Annotated in this window: 18 protein-coding genes; 9 read left to right on the plus strand and 9 right to left on the minus strand. The window is 70.8% G+C overall.

The annotated features are described in order from the left end of the window. The first annotated feature begins 23 nt into the window (after positions 1-23). The 3 genes from ACH4U8_RS04305 to ACH4U8_RS04315 are packed head-to-tail and all read left to right on the plus strand — an operon-like array spanning position 24 to position 2,226. Positions 24-1,031 carry an SMI1/KNR4 family protein gene (locus ACH4U8_RS04305; protein WP_395775791.1) on the plus strand — a complete coding sequence of 336 codons (1,008 nt, stop codon included), beginning with the start codon at positions 24-26 and terminating at the stop codon, positions 1,029-1,031. A gap of 32 nt (positions 1,032-1,063) precedes the next feature. After that, the gene (locus tag ACH4U8_RS04310; protein WP_360317228.1) at positions 1,064-1,486 is read left to right on the plus strand and encodes a YwqJ-related putative deaminase; all 423 of its coding nucleotides are present in this window, start codon (positions 1,064-1,066) and stop codon (positions 1,484-1,486) included. Next, positions 1,483-2,226, plus strand: a complete 744-nt coding sequence (locus ACH4U8_RS04315; protein ID WP_360317226.1) for an SUKH-3 domain-containing protein — start codon at positions 1,483-1,485, stop codon at positions 2,224-2,226. The genes ACH4U8_RS04310 and ACH4U8_RS04315 overlap by 4 nt, the downstream gene beginning before the upstream one ends. 79 nt (positions 2,227-2,305) lie before the next feature. On the opposite strand, the gene ACH4U8_RS04320 is transcribed toward ACH4U8_RS04315, so the two are convergent. From ACH4U8_RS04320 to ACH4U8_RS04330, 3 genes are all read right to left on the minus strand, one after another. Beyond that, a complete protein-coding gene (locus ACH4U8_RS04320; RefSeq protein ID WP_395775792.1) occupies positions 2,306-4,030 on the minus strand; it encodes a DUF6114 domain-containing protein in 1,725 nt (574 codons plus the stop codon). Between the two features lie 76 nt (positions 4,031-4,106). Continuing rightward, complete coding sequence (locus ACH4U8_RS04325) at positions 4,107-4,733, minus strand: DUF6230 family protein (RefSeq protein WP_360317220.1); 627 nt, start codon at positions 4,731-4,733, stop codon at positions 4,107-4,109. Positions 4,734-5,190: 457 nt separating this feature from the next. Beyond that, entirely contained in the window at positions 5,191-6,144 is a 954-nt protein-coding gene (locus ACH4U8_RS04330; RefSeq protein WP_395775793.1) for a tetratricopeptide repeat protein, read from the minus strand. A gap of 294 nt (positions 6,145-6,438) precedes the next feature. Between ACH4U8_RS04330 and ACH4U8_RS04335 the strand changes: the two genes are divergently transcribed. After that, positions 6,439-7,086, plus strand: a complete 648-nt coding sequence (locus tag ACH4U8_RS04335; RefSeq protein WP_395775794.1) for a TetR/AcrR family transcriptional regulator — start codon at positions 6,439-6,441, stop codon at positions 7,084-7,086. A 178-nt stretch (positions 7,087-7,264) separates the two neighbouring features. Here ACH4U8_RS04335 and ACH4U8_RS04340 read toward each other — a convergent pair whose 3' ends face one another. The 4 genes from ACH4U8_RS04340 to ACH4U8_RS04355 form a co-directional block, all read right to left on the minus strand. Then, a complete protein-coding gene (locus ACH4U8_RS04340) occupies positions 7,265-8,881 on the minus strand; it encodes a methylmalonyl-CoA mutase (protein WP_380020545.1) in 1,617 nt (538 codons plus the stop codon). 274 nt (positions 8,882-9,155) lie between these two features. Beyond that, the gene (locus tag ACH4U8_RS04345) at positions 9,156-9,473 is read right to left on the minus strand and encodes a DUF3817 domain-containing protein (protein ID WP_360317211.1); all 318 of its coding nucleotides are present in this window, start codon (positions 9,471-9,473) and stop codon (positions 9,156-9,158) included. A gap of 53 nt (positions 9,474-9,526) precedes the next feature. Further along, positions 9,527-9,853, minus strand: coding sequence for a DUF3817 domain-containing protein (locus ACH4U8_RS04350; protein ID WP_395775795.1), 327 nt, complete (start codon positions 9,851-9,853; stop codon positions 9,527-9,529). Between the two features lie 70 nt (positions 9,854-9,923). Next, the gene (locus ACH4U8_RS04355; RefSeq protein ID WP_360317205.1) at positions 9,924-10,508 is read right to left on the minus strand and encodes a MarR family transcriptional regulator; all 585 of its coding nucleotides are present in this window, start codon (positions 10,506-10,508) and stop codon (positions 9,924-9,926) included. A gap of 171 nt (positions 10,509-10,679) precedes the next feature. Here ACH4U8_RS04355 and ACH4U8_RS04360 point away from each other — a divergent pair, with 171 nt between their 5' ends. Continuing rightward, the gene (locus ACH4U8_RS04360) at positions 10,680-11,198 is read left to right on the plus strand and encodes a MarR family transcriptional regulator (protein WP_360317203.1); all 519 of its coding nucleotides are present in this window, start codon (positions 10,680-10,682) and stop codon (positions 11,196-11,198) included. Positions 11,199-11,252: 54 nt separating this feature from the next. Here the strand turns inward: ACH4U8_RS04360 and meaB are convergent, their stop codons facing one another. Further along, complete coding sequence (meaB, locus tag ACH4U8_RS04365; protein WP_360317201.1) at positions 11,253-12,212, minus strand: methylmalonyl Co-A mutase-associated GTPase MeaB; 960 nt, start codon at positions 12,210-12,212, stop codon at positions 11,253-11,255. Between the two features lie 195 nt (positions 12,213-12,407). Continuing rightward, positions 12,408-13,595, minus strand: coding sequence for an acetyl-CoA C-acetyltransferase (locus ACH4U8_RS04370; protein WP_360317199.1), 1,188 nt, complete (start codon positions 13,593-13,595; stop codon positions 12,408-12,410). A 262-nt stretch (positions 13,596-13,857) separates the two neighbouring features. Here ACH4U8_RS04370 and mce point away from each other — a divergent pair, with 262 nt between their 5' ends. From mce to ACH4U8_RS04390, 4 genes are all read left to right on the plus strand, one after another. Next, positions 13,858-14,298 carry a methylmalonyl-CoA epimerase gene (gene mce / locus ACH4U8_RS04375; protein WP_360317356.1) on the plus strand — a complete coding sequence of 147 codons (441 nt, stop codon included), beginning with the start codon at positions 13,858-13,860 and terminating at the stop codon, positions 14,296-14,298. 261 nt (positions 14,299-14,559) lie between these two features. Then, complete coding sequence (gene ccrA / locus ACH4U8_RS04380) at positions 14,560-15,897, plus strand: crotonyl-CoA carboxylase/reductase (protein WP_360317197.1); 1,338 nt, start codon at positions 14,560-14,562, stop codon at positions 15,895-15,897. Between the two features lie 157 nt (positions 15,898-16,054). Beyond that, positions 16,055-20,662: a hypothetical protein gene (locus tag ACH4U8_RS04385; protein WP_395775796.1), complete on the plus strand. Its 4,608-nt coding sequence runs from the start codon at positions 16,055-16,057 to the stop codon at positions 20,660-20,662. A 109-nt stretch (positions 20,663-20,771) separates the two neighbouring features. After that, entirely contained in the window at positions 20,772-21,713 is a 942-nt protein-coding gene (locus tag ACH4U8_RS04390; protein ID WP_360317193.1) for a cellulose-binding protein, read from the plus strand. Positions 21,714-21,874: the final 161 nt, after the last annotated feature.

A 21,874-nucleotide genomic window follows, 5' to 3' on the forward strand; every position in this document is an offset into this window, starting at 1 on the left:
GACACGAAGGAGAGGACCGCGGCATGACCGACACCGGCACCGAGCACGGCGGCTCTCCGGCCGCCGAATTCGCGGGTTCGATCGTCGATTTCGGCCGCACGTCGCGCAGCCGGGTATACCCGGACGGTATCTTCGTCGACCTGTACGGATTCCCGGACTTCCTGCCGTACGCGCGAGCGGTGATCGAGACCGGCCCGGTACCGCCGGGCCTGGGCATCGACGAGGCCCGGGTCACCGACGTGATCGCCGCCAATCTCGCGACGGCCGGCGCCGGCGACCCGCTGTACGCCGACCTGGTCGAGACCGCGACCCCGCGCGGGTGGACCTGGCACCACGCGCCGCACACACGCCGGCTCCACCTGGTCCCGGTCGACGTCGCGAACGCGATCCTGCACCACGGCGGCGTGGCCACGATGACCGTGGACCGGGAACGCACCGGCCTGTGGAGCCCGGTCGAGCAGGCCCAGGTGCCGGCCCGCCTCCGGGTGGGTCGGCCGCTCACCGACGGCGACCTGAGCCACCTGGAGCACAAGTACCTCAAGTACCGACTCCCCGATGCCTACCGGGCGTTGCTGATCGACAACGGCGGCGGCCCGCCGGCGCGGCCGGCCGTGCACCTGCGCCACGGGTTCGTGCTGGACCAGCAGTTCCTCAACCTCTACGGCGAATACGACCCCTACGACCTGCTCGACGTCGCGGCCCGATTCACCGATCGGCTGACCGCCGATTTCCTGGCCGTCGCGTGGGTCCAGGGCGGTGCCCTGGTGCTCAAGACGCAAGGGGAGGACGCCGGTTCGGTCTGGTACTGGGACAACGACGACCGGTACGCCCGGCAGGGCGACACCCCGGAGGCGACCGTCGCCCTGATGTCCCGACTGGCCGGCGACCTCACCACGCTGCTGGCCGACGAACTGGTGCAAGTGCCCGACGAACTCGACGAGATCGCCCGCACGGCGGTCGCGGGCGGGCACTACCGACCGGTCGTCGACAACCGAGCGGGCACGGGTCTGCCCGCCGACCTGCGTCCCTGACGCGGCATCACGAAGGGAACGGACGAAGACCGATGTTCGACAATCTGCTGCCTCCCGGCGTCGGTGCGGCGTTGCAACGCCCCGGCCTGGAACCGATGACGGCGGTGAGCGCACACACCACGATCGTGGACCTGCACCCGGCCGTGGCCGCGCTGCTCGACCGCACCGAACCCGCGATGCGCTCGGTGTTCCACGGGCGTTGCCCCGACGCCCTGTTGTTGTCCCAGGTCGCGGTCGAGGCGGAAGCCTCGTTGGCCGCCGAGGGCAGCCACGATCCCGATCACGAGGTCGTGCTCGACCGGATGCGCCGGCTGCTCGACGGCGCGGCGCTGGCCGCGATCCTGCTGCGCGAGCCGAACGACCCCGCGCACGAACGGCCGATCCCGCCCTGCTCGTCCTGCGCACCGGCGCTGGCGGACCTGGGGGTCACCATCCTGGAGGTGCCCGCGTCATGAGCGATCGTTTTCCCGAGGCCGTGGTCCAGGCCCTCACGGCCACCGGTTGGCAACCCGGCATCCACATCCCGGAAGAGGAACTGCTGCGCTGGTACCGCGCGTTGGGCACGGCCGGGATCGACGTCCCGCCGAGCGCGATCAAGGCGCTGTGGGAGTTCGGCGGGATGACGGTGCATCAGTACGGCCCCGGCGTGGACATGTCCCGGATGCCGTTCCGGATCGACCCGCTGGTCGGGCTGTACGCGGGCGACCTGCTCGCCGCGTACGGCGCGGCGCTGGGCCGCCCGCTCACCCCGGTCGGCGAATACGACCTGGGTCGCGGTCGGTTGGCGATGGATCCGCGCGGCGCGGTGTACCTGTGGTGGGGCGATCTGTGGCACGTCGCCGACACCTTCGACGGCGCGCTGATCGCGTTGATCGAGGGCCGCCGGCCGACCCGGCTGAACCTGACACCGGCCGACGCACCGCTGCCGCCGCGGCCGATCGACGAGCGCGAGGCCCGGGACAAGGCCCGCCGGCACGTGGTCGGCGGCGGTCCGAACGCGCCGAGTGACTTCGTGATGACCGAGTTCGAGTACGGCTGGCTGGTCCAGGCGATCTACCCGAACCCGGACCCGATGGCCAACGTCGGCGCCGGCCAGTGGATCGTGGACCGCCGCAACGGCCGCGTGACCCTGTGGCCGAGCCTGCCGACCGCCAACGTGCTGGCCATGTTCCGCGAACGCTACGTGGACGCGTAGCGCCGCCCGAACGGGCCACCGAACGTGAACGCGCCCCGGAACCGCGTGGGTTCCGGGGCGCATCGGCCCGACGGGTCGGCTACTTCACGTTGGTCTTGTTGATCCCGTAGCCGGGGATGTGCAACTTGCCGCCCAATTGGGCGTACATCGCGCTCTCGACGTTCGTGAAGAACACGATCGGAACGTTGATCGGCGGCGGACTCTCGGGCGTGAACGTGATCGGGATGATCCCGAAGATGTTGCCCTTGAGGTACTTCACGTACATCGTCGTCGGAATGTCCGCGTCCATCCAGGACTTGCTGCCCTCGTCGGACGAGATGACGACGTCCTTGCCGCCCGCCTCCTTCACCGTCATCGACATGTTCCAGATGTCGATGCCCTTGGACACGGTGAACTTGAGCGCGTTCTCCTCACCGCCCGCGAGGGTCTCGACCTTCACCACGCCCTCGTAGTTCAGGCCGGCCATCGCCAACAGGCTGGACTTCAGCACCAACGGGTCGACCGCGACCGGCGGGAGTCCCCCGCCGCTCTTGGCGTTCACGGGTCCCTGCACCGGGCACGGAAAGGGTGTCCTGCCGTCCTTCGGCACCGCCGAGGACGACGTGGCCGACGGTTTGGCCGACGTCGTCGAGGGCTTCGCCGACGGTTTGCCGGATGTCGTCGCGGGAGGCGTCGACGCCGGCGCCGAGGAGGTGCGACCGGCCGCGGCCGCCGGCGGTGCCGCCGATGCCGGGGCCGCCGGCGGTGCCGACGCCGGAACGGGCGGCGCCGTCGAGGGCCGGTCGGCCCCCGGCAGTCCGAGCCCGGGCAGGCCGGGCAACTTCAGTTCCGGCAGCTTGAGTTCCGGCAGCTTCAGCTCGGGCAGCCGAAACTCGGGCGCCTTGCTCGTCGGCGCCGTAGTCTGCGCCGCCGTGCCCTGTGGTGCCTTCGGCGCCACCACCCGACCGTCGGCCGCCGCAGTCGGGTCCGTCGAGGGTCGGCTGCCCGCCTTGCCGGCGGCGGTCGAACCCGCCGACTTGGTGGCCGTCGTGCTCGGCGCCGCGCTCGACGTGCTCGGCGCGGCCGAGGCGCTCGACGAGGTCGTGGGACTCGCCGAGACGCAGGGGCCGTCCGAGTACGGGTTGTCGGGCAACGGATCGCTGGGCGACGCGTGCGCGATCCCGACGACGCCCACCACCCCGACCATCGCCGCCGCGATCACCGTGAGCGCCGTCCGCGGCGAGACACTCCCTCGGGCACTGTCACCGGGTCGGTTCGTCACCGACCCGGTCGGTGCTTCCCCCGAGGCATCGGCGTCCTTCCCGTTCATTGCCTGGACCAGGAAACCGTCCTCCACGAGCGTGTCGTCCGGCGCACCCCGATCCCCGTCGCCGCCCTCGTCGTCGTCGACGTGCTCGTCGTCCGGCGCGTCCGGTGGCAGATAGACCCAGGAGACCGCGAGCGTGCCGCCGATCAGGCCGAACAACATGCCGACGCCGAATCCGCCGAACGTGGCGACGATGAACGACACGAGCGACACCAGGATCACGAAGACCCCGAGGTAGACCCGGGCTTGCGGGTTGAACCAGATCGCGATGCCGCACATGATCAGGATGGCGCCGATGAACAGCGCCGAGACCCCGCCGAACTGCTGGAGTTGCACGGTCACGTCACCGGCGTTGAGTGCCGCGTAGGGCGCGTACAGAATCGGCCCGGCGGCCAGGATGCTGAATACTCCGGCCCAGAACGGACGGGCTCGCCGCCAGGTCCGAAACGCCTGCCACCCGCGCCCGATCGCGTTCGGGTGCGGCTGTTCTTCGGTCACGAATTACTCCCTGGAGTGGTGCTCCGCGTTGGCCGAACGGCCGCGGGCGGGAAGCCCGCCTGCGGCCGACGACAGGTCAGAAGCACTCCTTGCTGCCGCCCCCGACCGTGAGATGCAGGTCCTTCAGGTAGAACTGACCGGCCTGGACCAGCCACGCGGTCTGCTTGACCTTGGTGAACTTCGCGTGGTCGGCCTGCTGGCCGAACATCGTCGGTGCGCCGTTGCCGCCCACCTTGGGGCCCTTGGCCCAGTCGGACGAACCCTGGGCCATCGTCGAGGCGTCGACACCGATGTCGATGTTGGTGAACTCGGCGTCACCGTCGAGTCCGTCCATCGACAGCCGCATGTCCTTCGCCGTGGCGGGCGTACCGTTGCCGCCGGCCTCGATGCGCAGCACGACGCCGAACGCGTTCACCGACTGACACAGCTTGGTGATCTTGGCGTCGCCGATCGCCGCGGTGGCCACCGGCACGATCCTGCCGTTCTTGGTCTCGTAGTGCCCGCCGTACTGGGAGAACTGGTTGGCGTCCAGTTCGTCGGCGGAGACCTTGAAGCTGCCGCCGGAGACGGTGATGTTGACCGGGACGGCACCGCTGGCGACGCCCGCGAACATGCCGACGGTGAGCGCCGCGACCGGGATGAGGGTGATACCGAACCGCTTCCAGCGGGTCTTGCCGCTACCCGCCTGAACCTTCTTGTCCATGGTCCTCCTCGGGACAGAGTCCCCGCCTCATGCGGACCAGGGCCGCACGTGGCGGGGCATGGAGGGAGGGCCTGCCTGTCCTGGGACGGACCGGCACGGCCTGGATGGGGAGGTCCGCGTCCGAACCACCGACCGGCTGCCGGAGCTGAGGGGACACGGATCGAGCGGCCCGATCATCTTTCACGACCGGGTCGGCACACAAGAGGTTCGTTACCGGCGAGTAACGCCGCCCTTCGGACGGCACCCGCCACCGCATCACAGCGCGACGTCGACACCCTCGCCAAGTGCTCCGTTTTTCCCGGATATGTCCGTTAAAGAATCACTCGGAGGTCACCAAATGCCACGCAGGGCCAGGGAAATGGCCCTTGGTCAAAGATGCGTAAAGACGAAGCCCCGGCCGCTCTCGGAAACGAGAACGACCGGGGCTTCGTCGACAGGATCAGCGCCTGACGCAGGATCAGAAGAGCACGCCCGCAAGCGCCATCCGCGCCTTGGGCACCCTCGGGTCGTCCGCGCCGACGATCTCGAACAGGTCCAGCAGGTGCAGTCGCGCGGTGTTCCGGTCCTCGCCCGAGGTGCGCCGCACGGTCTCCACGAGTCGAGCGAACGCCTCGTCCGCCCGGCCGTCCAGGATGTCCAGGTCGGCCGCGAGCGTCTGCGCCGCGACGTCGTCCGCCCGCTCGGCGGCATCCGCGCGCGCCTTGTCCGCGTCCACGCCCTGCGTGCGCAGCAGGAGTTCGGTGTTGATCAGGCCCAGCTTGGCCTCGGCGTGTGCCGGGTGGTCGGAGAGCACGTTGCGGAACGCCTGGGCCGCACCGTCCAGATCGCCGGTCTCCAGCGCCTCGTCGGCGGCCGCGAGCAGCGGGTCGCCGGCGGGCTCCTCGTCCTCGTCCTCGATCGGGGCGGCCGGTTCGCCGTCGACCACGACGCCGGTCAGACCGAAGCGCTCCTCGCCGAGCTGGACGAGCTGGTCCAGCACCTGCCGAGCCTGCTGCTCGGGCACCACGCCCTGGAACAGCGGCGCGAGTTGACCGCCCAGGACGGCCATCACGGCGGGGATGCCCTGGATGCCGAACTCCTGGGCGAGACGCGGGTTGGCGTCGACATCGATCTTGGCGAGCACGAACCGGCCGGCGTATTCCTCGGCCAGGCGCTCCAGCAGCGGGCTGAGCTGTTTGCACGGCTGGCACCACTCGGCCCAGAAGTCGATCACGACGGGGGCCTGTTGGGAGAGCGCGAGTACTTCGGTCTCGAAGGTGGCCTCGGTGACGTCGATGACGACCCGTTGGCCACCGGACGCGGCGGCGGGCTTCCCGGCCGGCGCGGCCGCACGTTTGGCGGCGTTGTCGGCGGCGGCCTTGACCGCACCGAGGTCGACTACTCCGCGCATGGACATGTTCCGTGGCTGCATGTAGACATCTTCCCCCGAGAGCAAGCCGAACGATGCACGGGGCGAACCACCGGCGCACGTTCTCGAAGCCTCGTCGCGTCCCGGTCCCCGCAGGATGCGGGCCCCGGGACGGACGACGACCCTTGACGGGCCGTCAGTCGCGATCGTGTGCTCGAATCCCCATCCAGGCACCGCGATTCGCTACGGCTCGTAGCGTAAGGGGCCCGCCCGGGGGAATGCGACCGTAGGATCCGCAATGACGGATGTGAGTTGCACCACCGCCGGGCACCATACCTGCCGGTAACATGACCGCCCGTGTACGACGAATCGGCGGAAGACGGTGCGGACGGCCCACCCATACAGCGCAAGGGACGCCCGCGCAGCGCCAGCGCGGACGACGCGATCCTGGACGCGGCCCGCTCGTTGCTGGCCGACGGCGGATGGGCCGGGCTGACCATGGGCGACGTCGCCGCGCGGGCGGGCGTGGCCAAGACCACGCTCTACCGCCGGTGGCACTCCAAGCACGACCTGGCCATCGCCGCGGTCGCCGAGATGCTCGGCACGCTCCGACTGTCCGATCGGGGCCCGGATCTACGCGCGGACATCGAAGACGTGGTCCGCCGCTTCGCCGCACTCCTGGGCCGCCCGGAGATGCGCACGGCCCTGATGGGCCTGGTCGCCGACTCCACCAGCGACCCGGCCCTACGCCGACGCATCCGCGAAGAGGTCGTCGACCCGCAAAAACGCCTCGTCGTCGAAGGCCGCGCCCGAGCCCACGCCCGCGGCGAAATCACCACCCCGGCCGCCCTCGACGTCGACCTGATCTTCGACATCATCGCCGGCACGGTCGTCCACCACATCCTGCTGACCGCCGAACCCGCCACGGACACCTGGGTCCAACACTTCACCACCTTCGTCGTAACCGGCCTACTCCCCCACCCACCCACCCCCACAGGCACCTGAGACAAATCAGCCCCACCGGCGCATGAGGCAAATCAGCCCCGCCGGCGCATGAGGCGAATCAGCCCCGCCGGCGCTTGAGGCGAACCCAGCCCGGCCGGCGCATGAGGCCAAATCAGCCCCGCCGGCGCATGAGGCGAATCAGCCTCGCCGGCGCTTGAGGCGAACCCAGCGCAGGACCTCAGAACCGCGCCGGCTCCGTGTACGTACCCCACTCTTCCCGAAGGACATCGCAGATCTCCCCGAGCGTCGCCTCCACCCGAGCCGCCGCCAACATCGGCGGCACCAGATTCACCGCCCCCCGCGCAGCAACCCGCATCTCCGCCAACGCCGCGGCAACGGCCGCCCCGTCCCGCCCCTCCCGCCGCCCCGCAAGCACCTTCACCTGGTCCCGCTCGACCTCGTGGCTGACCCGCATGATCTCCAGATCACCCGTCACCGAGCCCTCGTGGCAGTTGACCCCCACCACCCGCTTGTCGCCCTTCTCCACCGCCCGCTGATAGCGGAACGCCGACTCGGCGATCTCCCCGGTGAACCACCCGTCCTCGATGCCGCGCAGGATGCCCGACGTCATCGGCCCGATCGGGTGTGGCGACGTCTCGCCCAGCTCGCGGATCCGCGCGAACGTGGCCTCCGCCTCGGCCTCCAGCCGATCCGTGAGCGCCTCGACGTACCAGGACCCGCCCAGCGGGTCGGCCACCGCCGCGACCCCGGTCTCCTCCATCAGCACCTGCTGGGTGCGCAGCGCGATCTCCGCGGCCTGCGCACTGGGCAGCGCCAACGTCTCGTCCAGCGCGTTCGTGTGCAGCGAGTTGGTCCCGCCGAGCACCGCCGCGAGCGCCTCGACCGCCGTGCGCACCACGTTGTTGTACGGCTGCTGCGCGGTCAGCGAGACGCCGGCCGTCTGGGTGTGGAAGCGCAACCACTGCGCCTTCGCGGTCTTGGCGCCGTACACGTCGCGCATCCACCGGGCCCAGATCCGCCGCGCCGCGCGGAACTTGGCGATCTCCTCGAAGAAGTCCACGTGCGCGTCGAAGAAGAACGACAACCCCGGCGCGAACACGTCCACGTCCATGCCGCGCGACAGCCCCAGCTCGACGTACCCGAAGCCGTTGGCCAGCGTGTAGGCCAGCTCCTGCGCGGCCGTCGACCCGGCCTCGCGGATGTGGTAGCCGGAGACCGAGAGCGGCTTGTACGCCGGGATTTCCGCGGCGCAGTACTCCATCAGGTCGCCGATCAGCCGCAGATGCGGCTCGGGAGCGAACAGCCACTCCTTCTGGGCGATGTACTCCTTGAAGATGTCGGTCTGCAGCGTGCCGTTGAGCGTGCCGATGTCCACGCCCTGCCGCTCGGCCGCGACCAGGTACATGCAGAACGCCGGCACCGCCGGGCCCGAGATGGTCATCGACGTGGTCACGTCGCCGAGCGGGATGTCGCGGAAGAGCACGTCCATGTCGGCCGCCGAGTCCACCGCGACGCCGCAGTGCCCGACCTCGCCGAGCGAGCGTTCGTCGTCGCTGTCGCGGCCCATCAGCGTCGGCATGTCGAACGCGACCGACAGGCCGCCGCCGCCGTTGGCCAGGATCATCCGGTAGCGCTCGTTGGTCTGCTCGGCGTTGCCGAACCCGGCGAACTGCCGGATGGTCCAGGCCCGGCCGCGATAGCCGGTCGGGTACAGCCCGCGGGTGTAGGGAAATTCGCCCGGCCAGCCGATCCGCTCGAAGCCCTCGTAGGGCTGATCGGCGGGCGGCCCGTAGACCGGCTCCACCTCGAGTTCGGACAGGGTGGTGCGTCGCATGCCCTCGTTGCGGACCTTGTCGTACCGGTCCTGCCAGCGTTGCCGACCCGCTTCGATGTCCTCGGTGTTCACGTGGCTCCTGTCCGCTGCCGTCGTCGTAGGACCCATTCCCGCGCGGCACAAGAAAATTACTAGGACGTCCTAGTAAATGTCCACGATCGCTCCCCCGACACCGACCGGGAACAGGTCCGGAAAACGCCGAAGCCCCCGACCACACGTCGGAGGCTTCGCAAACACGAACGACCGGGACACCGGGCCCGGCGGCGCAAACCGCTCAGGCGGCGGCCGGCGCGGCGGTCGGCTCGACCAGCTTGTGCTTCATCTTGTAGTCGAAGACGAACGGGCCGAACGGCGGAATCGCCGCGACGAAGGCGAGCAGCGTGGTCTTGTTGTCCCACGACAGCTTGGTGCGCACGTCCAGCATGGCCAGCAGGTACAGGATGAACATGACCGCGTGCAGCAGGCCCAGCGGCATGACCAGGTTGATGTCCGAGATCCGGCTCAGCAGCGAGCCGAAGACGAGCAGCAGCAGGAACGAACAGCCCTCGGCGATCGAGATCACCTTGAAGCGGCCGACAGCGGTGGAAAGCATGGGGGATCCTCGGGGGAAGCGGAGAGGGAACGGGCGGACTGCGAGCCGATGACTCAGGCGGTGGCGGCGGCCGTTTCCGGACCGCGCTCGCGGACCGCCTCGACGGCCTTGCGCTCGGCGAAGAACGACGCGAGCGGGATCGTGCCGGCGACCATCATCAGCAGCATGCGCTCGAACTTCCACTTCATCTTGCTGCTGAGGTCGAAGGTGACGACCAGGTAGATCATGAAGAACAGGCCGTGTGCCTGGCTGACGTAGAGCGTCGCCTTCTCGCCGGTGTCGAACCCGTACTTGAGGACCATGCACAGGGACAGGACCAGGAGCATGCACCCGGTGATCCAGGCCATCACCCGGTAGCGGGTCAATACGACAGGCTTCACGGCGGCACCTTCGGTAACGGCGGCTTCTTCGACGACCTCGTCGACCGCTTTTCACAATGGCGCATGCAGCTTACGTCGCCACCACCGGGGTCCCCGAATCCACCCCCTCGTCACCGTTATGTGCCGGCGCCGGCACCGCCGCCTCCTCCTCGATCCGGAAGTCGCCCGCGTCCACCCGCAGCACCCGCAGCAGGTCGAACAGTTGCGCGCACTGCTCCGGGGTGTACGCGCCGAGCCCGAACTCGCGCGCGGTCAGATCCCGGGTGGCCCGCTCGGTGACGTCGCGGCCCTTGTCGGTGATCACCGCGAGCACCCCCCGCCCGTCGCGCGGGTTCGGCCGGCGGGCGACCAGCTCGGCCTGCTCCAGCCGGTCGATCGTGTTGGTCACACTCGTCGGGTGGACCATCAGCCGCTCGCCGATCCGGGACAGCGGCAACGAGCCGGTCCGGCTGAAGGTGAGCAGTACCAGTGCCTCGTAGCGGGCGAAGGTCAGCCCGTACGGCTTGAGCACCGCGTCGGCGCCCGCGAGCAGGATCTGCTGGGCGCGCATGATCGAGGTGATGGCGACCATCGGCGGGCACTCCCCCCAGTGCTCTCGCCAGTGCTCGTCGGCACGCGTGATCGGATCGAAGGGGAGATTCAGTGGCTTCGGCACGGGCCGAGCGTAGTGGAGGTTACCGAGCGGTCACGTGGCCGTCTCACTCCTCGCGCATACCCCCGCACGTATGCCGGACGGCCGCCGCGACGGAGGGCGCCGGGCGCGCCGGCGGCCCGACATGACCAATAGGTCATTCAAGCTTCAACTATTTTCGGTATTCTGTGGTACATGACGGAAGCCGAGCCCAGGTGGCTGAGCGATGAAGACCAGTGCGTCTGGCGCCAGATCATCGCCGTGATCAACATGCTGCCGCCCCGACTGGAGCGCGAACTCCAGCGCGCGCACGGGTTGTCCCTGCACGACTACCAGATCCTGGTCCAGCTCTCCGAGCATCCGGATCGGGAGGTACGGCTGAGCGATCTGGCCGAGGCGACCCAGCAGTCCAAGAGCCGACTCTCGCACCAGATGACCCGGATGGAGAACGCCGGTCTGGTGGCCCGCCGCAACTGTCCCACCGATCGGCGCGGTGCCTACGCGGTGCTTACCGAGGAGGGTTGGCGAGTGCTGGAGGCCGCGGCGCCCACGCATGTGGAAAGCGTGCGCGAGCACCTGATGGACGTGATGACGCCGGCCCAGAAGCAGGTCGTCGGCGCGGCCTTCGGCGCGGTGGCCGACAAACTCCGCCCGGCCGCCCGCAGCACGGTCTGCCCCTCCCTGAAGCAGCCCGTCGACCCGTCCGGCGTCTGACGACGAACCGAAGTCGGCCCACCCACGACCGGGCAGGCCGACTCGGGCCGACTCCTAGGCCCCCGAGGCCCCGAGCCCGGCGATCAGCTCGTCCGCGGCCGTGTACGGATCCAGATCGCCCGTGAGCACCCGCTCGGCCAGCGCGTCGAGCCGCCGGCCGCCACGCAGGTCGCCGATCCGGGCACGCAGCGCGGTGACCGCGATCGCCTCGACCTCATCGGCCACCCGGCGCCGGCGTCGCCGGGTCAGCTCGCCGCCGGCCTCCATCCAGGCCCGGTGCTTCTCCAGCGCCTCGACCACCTCGTCGACACCCTCGCCGCGCGAGGCCACCGTCTTGACGATCGGCGGACGCCAGTCCCCCGGCCCGCGCGCCTCGCCCAGCGAGAGCATGTGCCCCAGCTCGCGCGCGGTGGTCGCCGCGCCGTCCCGGTCCGCCTTGTTGACCACGTACAGGTCGCCGATCTCCAGGATCCCGGCCTTGGCCGCCTGGATCCCGTCGCCCATCCCGGGCGCGAGCAGCACCACCGTGCTGTCCGCCATCGAGGCGATCTCCACCTCGGACTGACCCACCCCGACCGTCTCCACGATCACCACGTCGCAGCCCGCCGCGTCCAACACCCGCAACGCCTGCGGAGTGGACCAGGACAGCCCGCCCAGATGCCCGCGCGAGGCCATCGAGCGGATGTACACCCCGGGGTCGGTCGCGTGGTCCTGCATCCGCACCCGGTCACCGAGCAGCGCGCCGCCGGAGAACGGCGAGGACGGGTCCACCGCGAGCACGCCCACCCGTCGGCCCAGCCTGCGATAGGCGCTCACCAGCGCGGTGGTGGACGTCGACTTGCCCACGCCGGGCGATCCGGTCAGCCCGATCACGTACGCGTTGCCGGCCAACGGCGCGAGCGCGGCCATCACCTCGCGCAACTTCGGCGACGCGTCCTCGACCAGTGAGATCAACCGGGCGACCGCCCGGGGCCGACCCTCCCGGGCCTGGGCCACCAACGTCGCGACATCCATCCCCGACCTCATGCGCCACCGCTTCCCTGCTCGGATATGCCGAAACGACCCCGGAGCCGGCGCGGCCGCACACCGCTGTGTGTGCCGCGCGACTCCGAGATCGTTTCAGGTGGGTGTATCACCCGGGAACCGCCCGGTCGGCGACGCCCGCCGGGCCCGTGCCCGAGCCCGTGCGCGTCGCGGCGACCGGTCGGCTCAGTTGCCCGGGACGGTGATGATCAGCGCGTCGCCCTGGCCACCGCCGCCGCACAGCGCCGCCGCGCCGGTGCCGCCGCCGCGCCGCTTGAGTTCGAGCGCCAGGTGCAGCACCACGCGGGCGCCGGACATCCCGATCGGGTGACCCAGCGCGATCGCGCCGCCGTTGACGTTGACCTTGTCGGTGCCCACTCCCAGGTCGCGCATCGACTGCACGGCCACGGCGGCGAACGCCTCGTTGATCTCGATCAGGTCCAGGTCCTCGACGCCCAGGCCCTGCTTGCCCAGCGCGTGCTTGATCGCGTTCGAGGGCTGCGACTGGAGCGAGTTGTCCGGGCCCGCGACGTTGCCGTGCGCACCGATCTCGGCCAGCCACTCCAGGCCCAGCTCCTGCGCCTTGGCCTTGCTCATCACCACGACGGCGGCGGCGCCGTCGGAGATCTGCGAGGCCGACCCCGCGGTGATCGTGCCGTCCTTGGTGAACGCCGGGCGCAACTTGCCCAGCGACTCCGCGGTGGTGTCCGCACGCACGCCCTCGTCGGTCGCGAACACGACCGGCTCGCCGCGTCGCTGCGGAATCTGCACCGGCACGATCTCGGCGTCGAAGACACCGTTCTTCGCCGCGGCGGCGGCCCGCTGGTGGGACAGCGCCGCCACCTCGTCCTGCTCCGCGCGCGAGATGTTCAGCTTGCCGTTGTGGTGCTCGGTCGACTCGCCCATCGGGATGTTCTCGAACGCGTCGGTCAGACCGTCGTAGGCCATTGCGTCGAGCATCTCCACCGCGCCGTATTTGAAGCCCTCACGGGACTTCGGCAGCAGGTGCGGGGCGTTGGTCATGGACTCCATGCCGCCCGCGACCACGATGTCGAACTCGCCCGCGCGGATCAGTTGGTCGGCCAGCGCGATCGCGTCCAGGCCGGAGAGACAGACCTTGTTGATGGTCAGCGAGGGCACGTTCATCGGGATGCCGGCCTTGACCGACGCCTGACGCGCGGGCATCTGCCCGGCGCCGGCCTGGAGCACCTGGCCCATGATCACGTACTGGACCTGGTCCCCGGTGATGCCCGCGCGCTCCAGCGCGGACTTGATCGCGATGGCGCCCAGGTCGGTGCCGGAGAAGCCCTTGAGGGATCCGAGCAGCCGACCCATGGGCGTACGGGCCCCGGCGACGATGACAGAACCGGCCATGAGGGTGGCCTCCACAACTTGAGGGTCGGGGTGCCATCGCCAGGCGGCCCGGGCGACGTGCGGCATCCCCGCGACGGACGTGAAGTTGTTCCGGAACCTACCCGGAAGGGCCGCGACCGTGGCAGGGGGCTCCGATGTGACGGAACCCACCATCTCGGGCCACCCCTACCGAGTGTGCTCTCACCCATAGTCTCGTTTCGACGGACCGGGTATCTACTCGCAGGTAACCCGGGTACTCCCCAGAGGCCCTTTGGAGGCCATGGTGCTCACGCGGATCGACCACATCGGCATCGCCTGCCACGACCTCGACGCGACGGTGGCGTTCTACACGACGACCTACGGCTTCGAGGTATTCCACACCGAGGTCAACGAGGAGCAGGGCGTCCGCGAGGCGATGCTCAAGATCAACGAGACCTCGGACGGCGGCGCCTCCTACCTCCAGCTCCTGGAGCCCATCCGGGAGGACTCCACCGTCGCGAAGTGGCTGGCCAAGAACGGCGAGGGCGTGCACCACATCGCGTTCGGCACCGCCGACGTCGATGCGGACTCGGCCGCGATCAAGGACAAGGGCGTGCGGGTGCTCTACGAGGAGCCGCGTCGTGGTTCCATGGGCTCGCGCATCACTTTCCTGCACCCCAAGGACTGTCACGGTGTGCTCACCGAGCTGGTGACCTCGGCCGCGAACCCCGACGCGGAGCACTGAGCCGAGCGCTCGGCTCGCGCCGACGCCCGGCATCTCCGGCGACCGCCCGCGACATCTCGCGGCGCGGCGCCGGCTTCGATCGCGCCTCGCGCACCCGACAACCCGTCAAGCGAGCGGCGCAGTTCCTGCGACTCCGCCTCTTGTCGGGTTTGTGCCGACCGCCTAGCGTTACCAGCGGGTAAGTTCAGCGAAGTTCAACGCGAAGTTCGCAAACCCTCATTGCTCTCCCATGCTTCAACCGCCGACCCATGGAGGCCGACGATGAAGGAGATCCTCGACGCCATCCTCGCGGGGGACACCCCCAAGGAGGCGTACGCAGCGCTCCCGCTTCCCGACTCGTACCGCGCCGTCACCGTCCACAAGGACGAGGAGACGATGTTCGAGGGCATGGAATCGCGGGACAAGGATCCGCGTCAGTCGCTGCACGTCGAAGACGTGCCGCTGCCCGAACTCGGCCCCGGCGAAGCCCTCGTCGCCGTGATGGCCAGTGCGATCAACTACAACACCGTGTGGACCTCGCTCTTCGAGCCGGTCTCCACCTTCCGTTTCCTGGAGAAGTACGGCCGCAACTCGGAACTGACCAAGCGGCACGACCTGCCCTACCACGTGGTCGGCTCCGACCTCGCGGGCGTCGTCCTGCGCACCGGTGCGGGCGTGAACGCCTGGAAGCCCGGCGACGAGGTGGTCGCGCACTGCCTCTCCGTCGAGTTGGAGAGCGCGGACGGACACTCGGACACGATGCTCGACCCCGAGCAGCGCATCTGGGGCTTCGAGACCAACTTCGGCGGTCTCGCGCACATCGCCCTGGTCAAGAGCAACCAGCTCATGCCCAAGCCGGCACACCTGTCGTGGGAAGAGGCCGCCTCGCCGGGCCTGGTCAACTCGACGGCGTACCGCCAACTCGTCTCGCGCAACGGCGCCGGCATGAAGCAGGGCGACAACGTGCTGATCTGGGGCGCCTCCGGCGGCCTGGGCTCGTACGCGACGCAGTTCGCCCTCGCGGGCGGCGCCACGCCGATCTGCGTGGTGTCCTCCGAGGACAAGGCGCAACTGTGCCGGGACATGGGCGCCGAGCTGGTGATCGACCGGCGGGCCGAGGACTTCCGCTTCTGGAAGGACGAGCACACCCAGGACCCGCGCGAGTGGAACCGGTTCGGCCGGCGCATCCGCGAACTCACCGGCGGCGAGGACGTGGACATCGTCTTCGAGCACCCGGGCCGGGAGACCTTCGGCGCGTCGGTGTACGTCACCCGCAAGGGCGGCACCATCGTGACCTGTGCGTCGACTTCGGGTTACATGCACGAGTACGACAACCGTTATCTGTGGATGAGCCTGAAGCGCATCGTCGGTTCGCACTTCGCCAACTACCGCGAGGCGTGGGAGGCGAATCGTCTGGTGGCGAAGGGTAGGATTCACCCGACGTTGTCGCGCACCTACGCTCTGGAAGAGACCGGCCAGGCGGCCCGGGACGTCCACCGGAACCTGCACCAGGGCAAGGTGGGCGTACTGTGTCTCGCACCGGAGGAGGGCCTGGGGGTTCGGGACGCCGAGATGCGAGCGCGGCATATCGACGCCATCAACCGCTTTCGTAACGTCTGACGGCGGTCCCTGGATCTGAGACCATTCTCCCTGGTAGTCAATGCGGTACGGGCGGTTCCGGATGTACAAACGGGAACGCATCGTCACCAACCGGCCGGAAACGGCCGACTTGCAGTACTGAAACGTACGCGGCCAGGGGATGGAGTGGGACCCCACAGTGCGGGGCTACGACCGCTACCAAGTTGACGAGCACCTCGAACTGCTCGACGACGAGATAAAGCGGCTGAAGACGGAGCGCGACGACACCGTCGCACACGCGGAGGACCTCGGCTATCAGGTCGAGGTTCTCCGCGCGAAGCTGCATGATCTTCGCCGCCAACTCGCCACACCCCGATTCGACAGCATCGGCGGCCAGGCCGAGCAGATGTTGCGCAACGCCCAGTTGCAGGCCGATCAGGTCCGCGCGGACGCCGAGCGCGAGTTGCAGGAGTCGCGCGCGACCACGCAGCGCCTGCTCCAGGAGGCCGCCGCGCGGTCCGCCCGGCTGGAGGCCGACTGGCAGGCCGAGGTGATGGAGCGCCGCCGTCGCCTGGACGAGGAACTGGCCCAGGCCCGCCAGGCCACCGAGACCCGCGTCAACGAGAACGTCACGTGGGCCGAGCAGTTGCGTGCCCAGGCCGAGGAACGTTCGCGCCAGCTCCTGGACAACGCCCGCGCCGAGGCCGAGCGGATCGCCGCCGCCGCGCGCGAGCAGGCCGTCGGCACCAGCGAGAGCACCCGCGCCGAGGTCGAGTCGCTGCTCTCGCGCGCCCAGGGCGACGCGGACCGGGTGATCGCCGAGGCCAAGGCCCGGGCGAGCGTGGCCGTGGACCAGTCCGAGCAGTTGCGCACCGAGACCCGCACCCGGGCGGAGAGCCTGGTCGGCGACGCCCGGGTCGAGGCCGCCCGGATCATCGGCGAGGCACGATCCGAGGCCGAGCGGGTCACCGGCGAGGCCGGCGCCCGCGCCCAGGGCGCTTCGGAGAACACCGCCAAACTGCTCGAATCCGCCCAATTGGAGATCGAGCGGCTGCGCGCCGAGGCGGCCGGCGAGGCGGACCGCCGCCAGGCCGAGGCCCAGCGCCTGCTCCAGGGCGCCGAGGTCGAGGCGAGCGAGACGCTCGGCAAGGCCGCCGGCGACGCCGAGGCGTATCTGGCCAAGGCCCGCGCGGAGGCGGACAAGCTCACCTCCGAGGCCCGCGCCGCGGCCGAGCGGCTGCGCGCCGAGGCGCTCGGCGAGGCCGACCGACTGCGCGACGAGGCCCGCACCGAGGCCGAGGCGCTGCGTACGGACACCCGCGCCGAGTTGGACATCGCCCGCGAGGAAACCCTGGCCCGGGTCGACGAGTTGGAGGCCGGGGCCCGCGCGGAGATCGAGCGTCGTCGGCAGGAGGTCGACCGACTGCGCGCCGAGGCTCAGCAGTTGCTCACCAACGCCGAGGCCGGCGCCGCCGACCGCCTGGAGACCGCCGCCCGGGCCGCGGACGACCTGATGGCCAAGTCCCGCTCCGAGGCGGAACGGGTGCAAAGCGAAGCGCGCACCGAGGCGGACGAGTTGCGTGCCCGGGCACAGGCCGACGCCGAGGCGGTCGAGACGCGCACCCGCGAGTCGAGCGACCACCTGGCGAACGAGGCCCGCGAGTACGCGGACCAGGTGCGTGCCAAGGCCGCCGAGAGCGCCGAGGAACTGCTGGAGACGGCCCGGGCCGAGACCGGCAAGCTGCGCGAGAAGGCGGTCGCCGACACGCACCGGCTGCGCGAGCTCACGCAGCGCCAACAGGCGGAGGCCGTCGAGGAGTTGCAGCGCGCCCGGGACGAGGCGCAGCGCCTGGGCAAGGAGGCCGCCCAGGCCGCCGAGCAACTGCGCGAGGAGTCGGCCGCACAGGCCGCCGAGCGGGTCGAGGCGGCTCGGGCCGAGGCGGAGCGGGTGCGCACCGAGGCGGCCGAGAACGCCGGCCGTTCGCACGCCGAGGCCGAGACGCTGGTGGCCGAGGCCCGGACCGAGGCACACAAGGCCGCGACCGACGCGTCGCGGGCGGCGGAGGAGTTGGTCCGCTCCGCCGAGCAGGCCGCGAACGAACTGCGCGAGCAGGCGGTGGCGCAGGCCGAGGCGGTCCGCACGCAGGCCGAGCGGCAGGCGGCCGAGCTGCGTACCCGGGCCGAGGAACTGCGCGCCCGGGCCGAGCAGTCCGCCGGCGAGGCCGAGGACACGCTGGACCGGGCCCGGGCGGACGCCCAGGCCACCATGGAGCAGGCCCGCGCCGACGCCGGCGCGCGCACCCAGTCGGCCGCGGTCAAGGCGGACGAGCTGATCGGCAAGGCCCGCGAGGAGGCCGAGAAGGTCCTCACCGACTCCCGTGCGGAGGCGGACGGCATGCGCTCGGCCGCCCGCCGGGACGCCGCCTCGATGCGCGAGGAGGCGGAGACCGAGGCGCGCACGTTGCGCGAGGAGACCGAGAGCACCGCGCGGGCGGTGCGCGAGGCCGCCGAGAGCACGGCGCTGACGCTGCGCGAGGAGAGCACCGAGCAGGCCCGCACGCTGCTGGCGGGGGCGGACGCGGACGCGACCCGGATGCGGACCGAGGCCGAGAGCGCCGCGCAGGCGCTGCGCGAGAAGACCACGGACACGGCCCGTTCGGTGCTGGAGCAGGCCGACGCGGAGGCCGAGCGCATGCGCACGCAGGCCGAGACGGCCGCCCGCACACTGCGCGAGGAGACCACCGAGACCGCGCGTTCGGTGCTGGAACAGGCCCACGCCGAGGCCGAGCGCATGCGGACCGAAGCCGAGGACGCCGCCCGCACGCTGCGTACCGAGACGGCGGCGACCGTGCGTGCCGCGCTGGACAAGGCCGAATCGGACGCCGCGCGAGTGCGCGCGGAGGGCGAGGAGACCGCGCTCGGCATCCTGGAGCAGGCCGACGGCGAGGCCCGTGCGCTGCGCCAGGAGGCGACCGCGGCACTGGCCGCGGCCAAGGCGGACGCGGACGCGGCACGGACGCAGGGCGAGACGGACGCGGATCGGGCCAGGTCCGAGGCGCAAAGCGCGGCCCGGGCGCTGCTGGAGCGGGCCGAACGCGACGCCGAGCAGGTGCGCACCGACGCCGAGACCGCGGCCCGCACCCTGCGGCAGGAGGCCGCCGCCGCGTTGGAGGCCGCGCGCACCGAGGCCGAGCGGCTGCACGCCGAGGCGACCGCGACGCGGGCCGCGGCCGACCACGACGCGAGCACCCTGCGCGAGGAGGCCGCCGCGGCGCTCGACGAGGCGACGGCGGAGTCGGAACGGCTGCGCGGCGAGGCCGAGACGGCCGCGCTGACCCAGTTGGAGCAGGCCGACACCGACTCCGCCCGGATGCGCGAGGAGGCCGAGGCCGAGGCGATCCGGCTGCGTACCCAGGGTGCGCAGGCGCTGGAGGAGGCCCGCGACGAGGCGGCCGAGCTGCGCGACCGCACCAAGGCGCGGGCCCGCGAGTTGCTGGAGAAGGCCGAGGCGCGCGGTACCGACCTGTTGGAGAGTGCGACCACCCAGGCCCGGTCGGCCAAGGAGGACGCGGCGCGCGCGGTGGCCGAGGCACAGGCCGAGGCCGAGGCCGTACGTGCCGCGGTGGTGGGTATCGAGGACGCCGCCCGCGAGGAGTCGGACCGGCTCACCGCGCTCGCCGAACGCGACCTGACCAAGGCCCGCGACGACGCCGAGACCACGCTGGTCCGGGCCCGCGCGGAGGCGGACGCCACGGTCACCGCGGCCCGCAAGCACGCCGAGCGGATGAAGTCCGATTCCGACCGGGAGGCCGAGAAGACCCGAACGGCCGGACGGGAAGCGGCGAACAAGGAACTGCGCGAGGCCGAGGAGGCCGCGACCACGCTGCGCGATCAGGCCCGGGCGGAGCTGGAGCAGGCCGCCAACGAGGCCGAGGATCTGTTGATTCGCGCGAAGGGTCGGGCCACCGAGATCGTCGGCACCGCCGAGCGCAAGGCCGAACAACACGTGAACGAGGCGAACGAGGCGGCGAACCGACTGATCGCCGAGGCCGAGGCGGAGGACGAACGGCTGCGCACCGAGGCAACGGCGGTGATAGAGAAGGCGCGCAAGGACTCGGACGCGATGATCAGCGAGACGCGCCGGGACACCACCGCCACCCGCGAGCGTTCCGACAAGGAGGCCGAGCAGGCCGTCGAACGTGCCCGCCGGCAGGCCGCGGAGGGCCTGAAGCAGGCCGGCAAGCGGGTGGACGACCTGGTCGCCGCCGCCGAGGAACAGGTGAGCGAGGCCCGCGTGGACGCCGAGAAGATGAAGGTGACCGCGGCGGAGGAAGCCGAGCGAATTCGTGACAAGGCCGGTTCCGAGGCGGATAGGGTACGGATTGCCGCGGTGAAGAAGGCCGAGGCGTTGCTCTCGGAAGCGGAACAGCGCCTCGCCGACGCCCAGAAGGGCGCGGACGACCTGCGGGCGAAGGTGGCCGAACAAGTGGCCGCCGCCCAGCGGGAGGCGCAGGCGGTCCGTCGCAAGACCGCCGCGGACGCCGAGAAGGTTCTCGACGAGGCGCGGAAGGAGGCGGAGCGACTGCGCACCGAGGCGCGCAAGGACGCGGACCGTCATCGTGCCGACGGACAGCGCAAACTCGACGAGTTGAACCGCAGACGCAAGGACATCACCGCCGAGATGTCGCGCGTGCAGGGTGTCCTGGACGCGCTCGCCGCTCCTGCGGGTCTGGGCGCCGGCAAGGGCAACTCCTCGTCGGGCAAGGGCCCCGGGGCGAAGGGTGCCGGTTCGTCGTCATCCGATTGAGCGATGCCGGCCGGTTCTTATCCCCCGGTCAGGTCGATGCTCCGCCCGATTCGTGCCAGGATTCCACCCGTCACCTCATTCACCGCACCCGTCATACGACAGGAACCCCATGAGCGACACTAACTCTCCGCACGGCTTCGACATCGTCCGCCGTGGGTACGAGCGTTCGCAGGTCGACGACCGCATCACGAAGCTCGTGTCGGACCGTGACAGCGCGCTCGCGAGGATCTCGGCGCTGGAGAAGCGAATCGAGGAACTTCACCTCGAAAGCCAGAACGCGCAGGCCCAACTCGCCGACGCCGAACCGTCCTACGCGGGTCTCGGCGCTCGGGTGGAGAAGATCCTCCGCCTCGCCGAGGAAGAGGCCAAGGACCTGCGCGAGGAGGCTCGCCGCGCCGCCGATCAGCACCGCGAGTTGGCCGAGGCGGCCGCCCAGCAGGTGCGTTCCGATGCCGAGCAGTACGGCAAGGAGCGCAAGGCCAAGGCCGAGGACGAGGGTTCGCGGATCCTCGACAAGGCGAAGAGCGACGCCACGCAGCTTCGTGGCGAGGCGGCCAAGGACGCGTCGGCCAAGCGCGAGGAGGCCGAGGCCCTCTTCGAGGAGACCCGGGCCAAGGCCGCCCAGGCCGCCGCCGACTTCGAGACCAACCTGGCCAAGCGCCGCGAGCAGTCCGAGCGCGACCTGGCGGCCCGTCAGGCCAAGGCCGAAAAGCGCCTGTCCGAGGTCGAGCACCGGGCCGAACAACTGCGTCTGGAGGCCGAGAAGCTCCGCACCGACGCCGAGCGTCGCTCGCGTCAGACGATCGAGACGGCACAGCGCCAGGCCGACGACATCGTCGCCGACGCACGGGCCAAGGCCGACCGGATCCGCTCGGAGTCCGAGCGCGAGCTGGCCGCGCTGACCCACCGTCGCGACAGCATCAACGCGCAGCTCACCAACGTGCGCGAGATGCTGGCGACGCTCACCGGCGCGGCCGTCGCCGCCGCGGGTGTGAGCATCGATGACGACGACGACAAGATGCCGGGTGTGCCGGCGCAGCAGAGCCGCTGACACTCCCGCGCGGAGTCTCGACCCGGATTCCGGTGCCGTACGCGGCACCGGTGGCCGGTTTCGGCGGCCGGGGGGGGGGGGGGGGGGCAGGGGGCCCCCCCCCCCCCCGCGCGCCAGATTATTAAGACAAAAACGGGCGCCGGGGCGGGAACCGGGGGGTT

Source organism: Embleya sp. NPDC020886 (assembly GCF_044333915.1).
Classification (GTDB): domain Bacteria; phylum Actinomycetota; class Actinomycetes; order Streptomycetales; family Streptomycetaceae; genus Embleya.

Excerpts from the sequence above, each read along its gene's own strand:
- ACH4U8_RS04315 (WP_360317226.1), top strand. The coding sequence starts at position 1,483 with ATGAGCGATCGTTTTCCCGAGGCCGTGGTCCAGGCCCTCACGGCCACC.
- ACH4U8_RS04340 (WP_380020545.1), bottom strand. The coding sequence starts at position 8,881 with ATGCGACGCACCACCCTGTCCGAACTCGAGGTGGAGCCGGTCTACGGG.
- ACH4U8_RS04305 (WP_395775791.1), top strand. The coding sequence starts at position 24 with ATGACCGACACCGGCACCGAGCACGGCGGCTCTCCGGCCGCCGAATTC.
- ACH4U8_RS04310 (WP_360317228.1), top strand. The coding sequence starts at position 1,064 with ATGTTCGACAATCTGCTGCCTCCCGGCGTCGGTGCGGCGTTGCAACGC.
- ACH4U8_RS04370 (WP_360317199.1), bottom strand. The coding sequence starts at position 13,595 with ATGGCCGGTTCTGTCATCGTCGCCGGGGCCCGTACGCCCATGGGTCGG.
- ACH4U8_RS04360 (WP_360317203.1), top strand. The coding sequence starts at position 10,680 with ATGACGGAAGCCGAGCCCAGGTGGCTGAGCGATGAAGACCAGTGCGTC.
- ACH4U8_RS04390 (WP_360317193.1), top strand. The coding sequence starts at position 20,772 with ATGAGCGACACTAACTCTCCGCACGGCTTCGACATCGTCCGCCGTGGG.
- ACH4U8_RS04345 (WP_360317211.1), bottom strand. The coding sequence starts at position 9,473 with ATGCTTTCCACCGCTGTCGGCCGCTTCAAGGTGATCTCGATCGCCGAG.
- ACH4U8_RS04330 (WP_395775793.1), bottom strand. The coding sequence starts at position 6,144 with ATGCAGCCACGGAACATGTCCATGCGCGGAGTAGTCGACCTCGGTGCG.
- meaB (WP_360317201.1), bottom strand. The coding sequence starts at position 12,212 with ATGGATGTCGCGACGTTGGTGGCCCAGGCCCGGGAGGGTCGGCCCCGG.
- ccrA (WP_360317197.1), top strand. The coding sequence starts at position 14,560 with ATGAAGGAGATCCTCGACGCCATCCTCGCGGGGGACACCCCCAAGGAG.
- ACH4U8_RS04325 (WP_360317220.1), bottom strand. The coding sequence starts at position 4,733 with ATGGACAAGAAGGTTCAGGCGGGTAGCGGCAAGACCCGCTGGAAGCGG.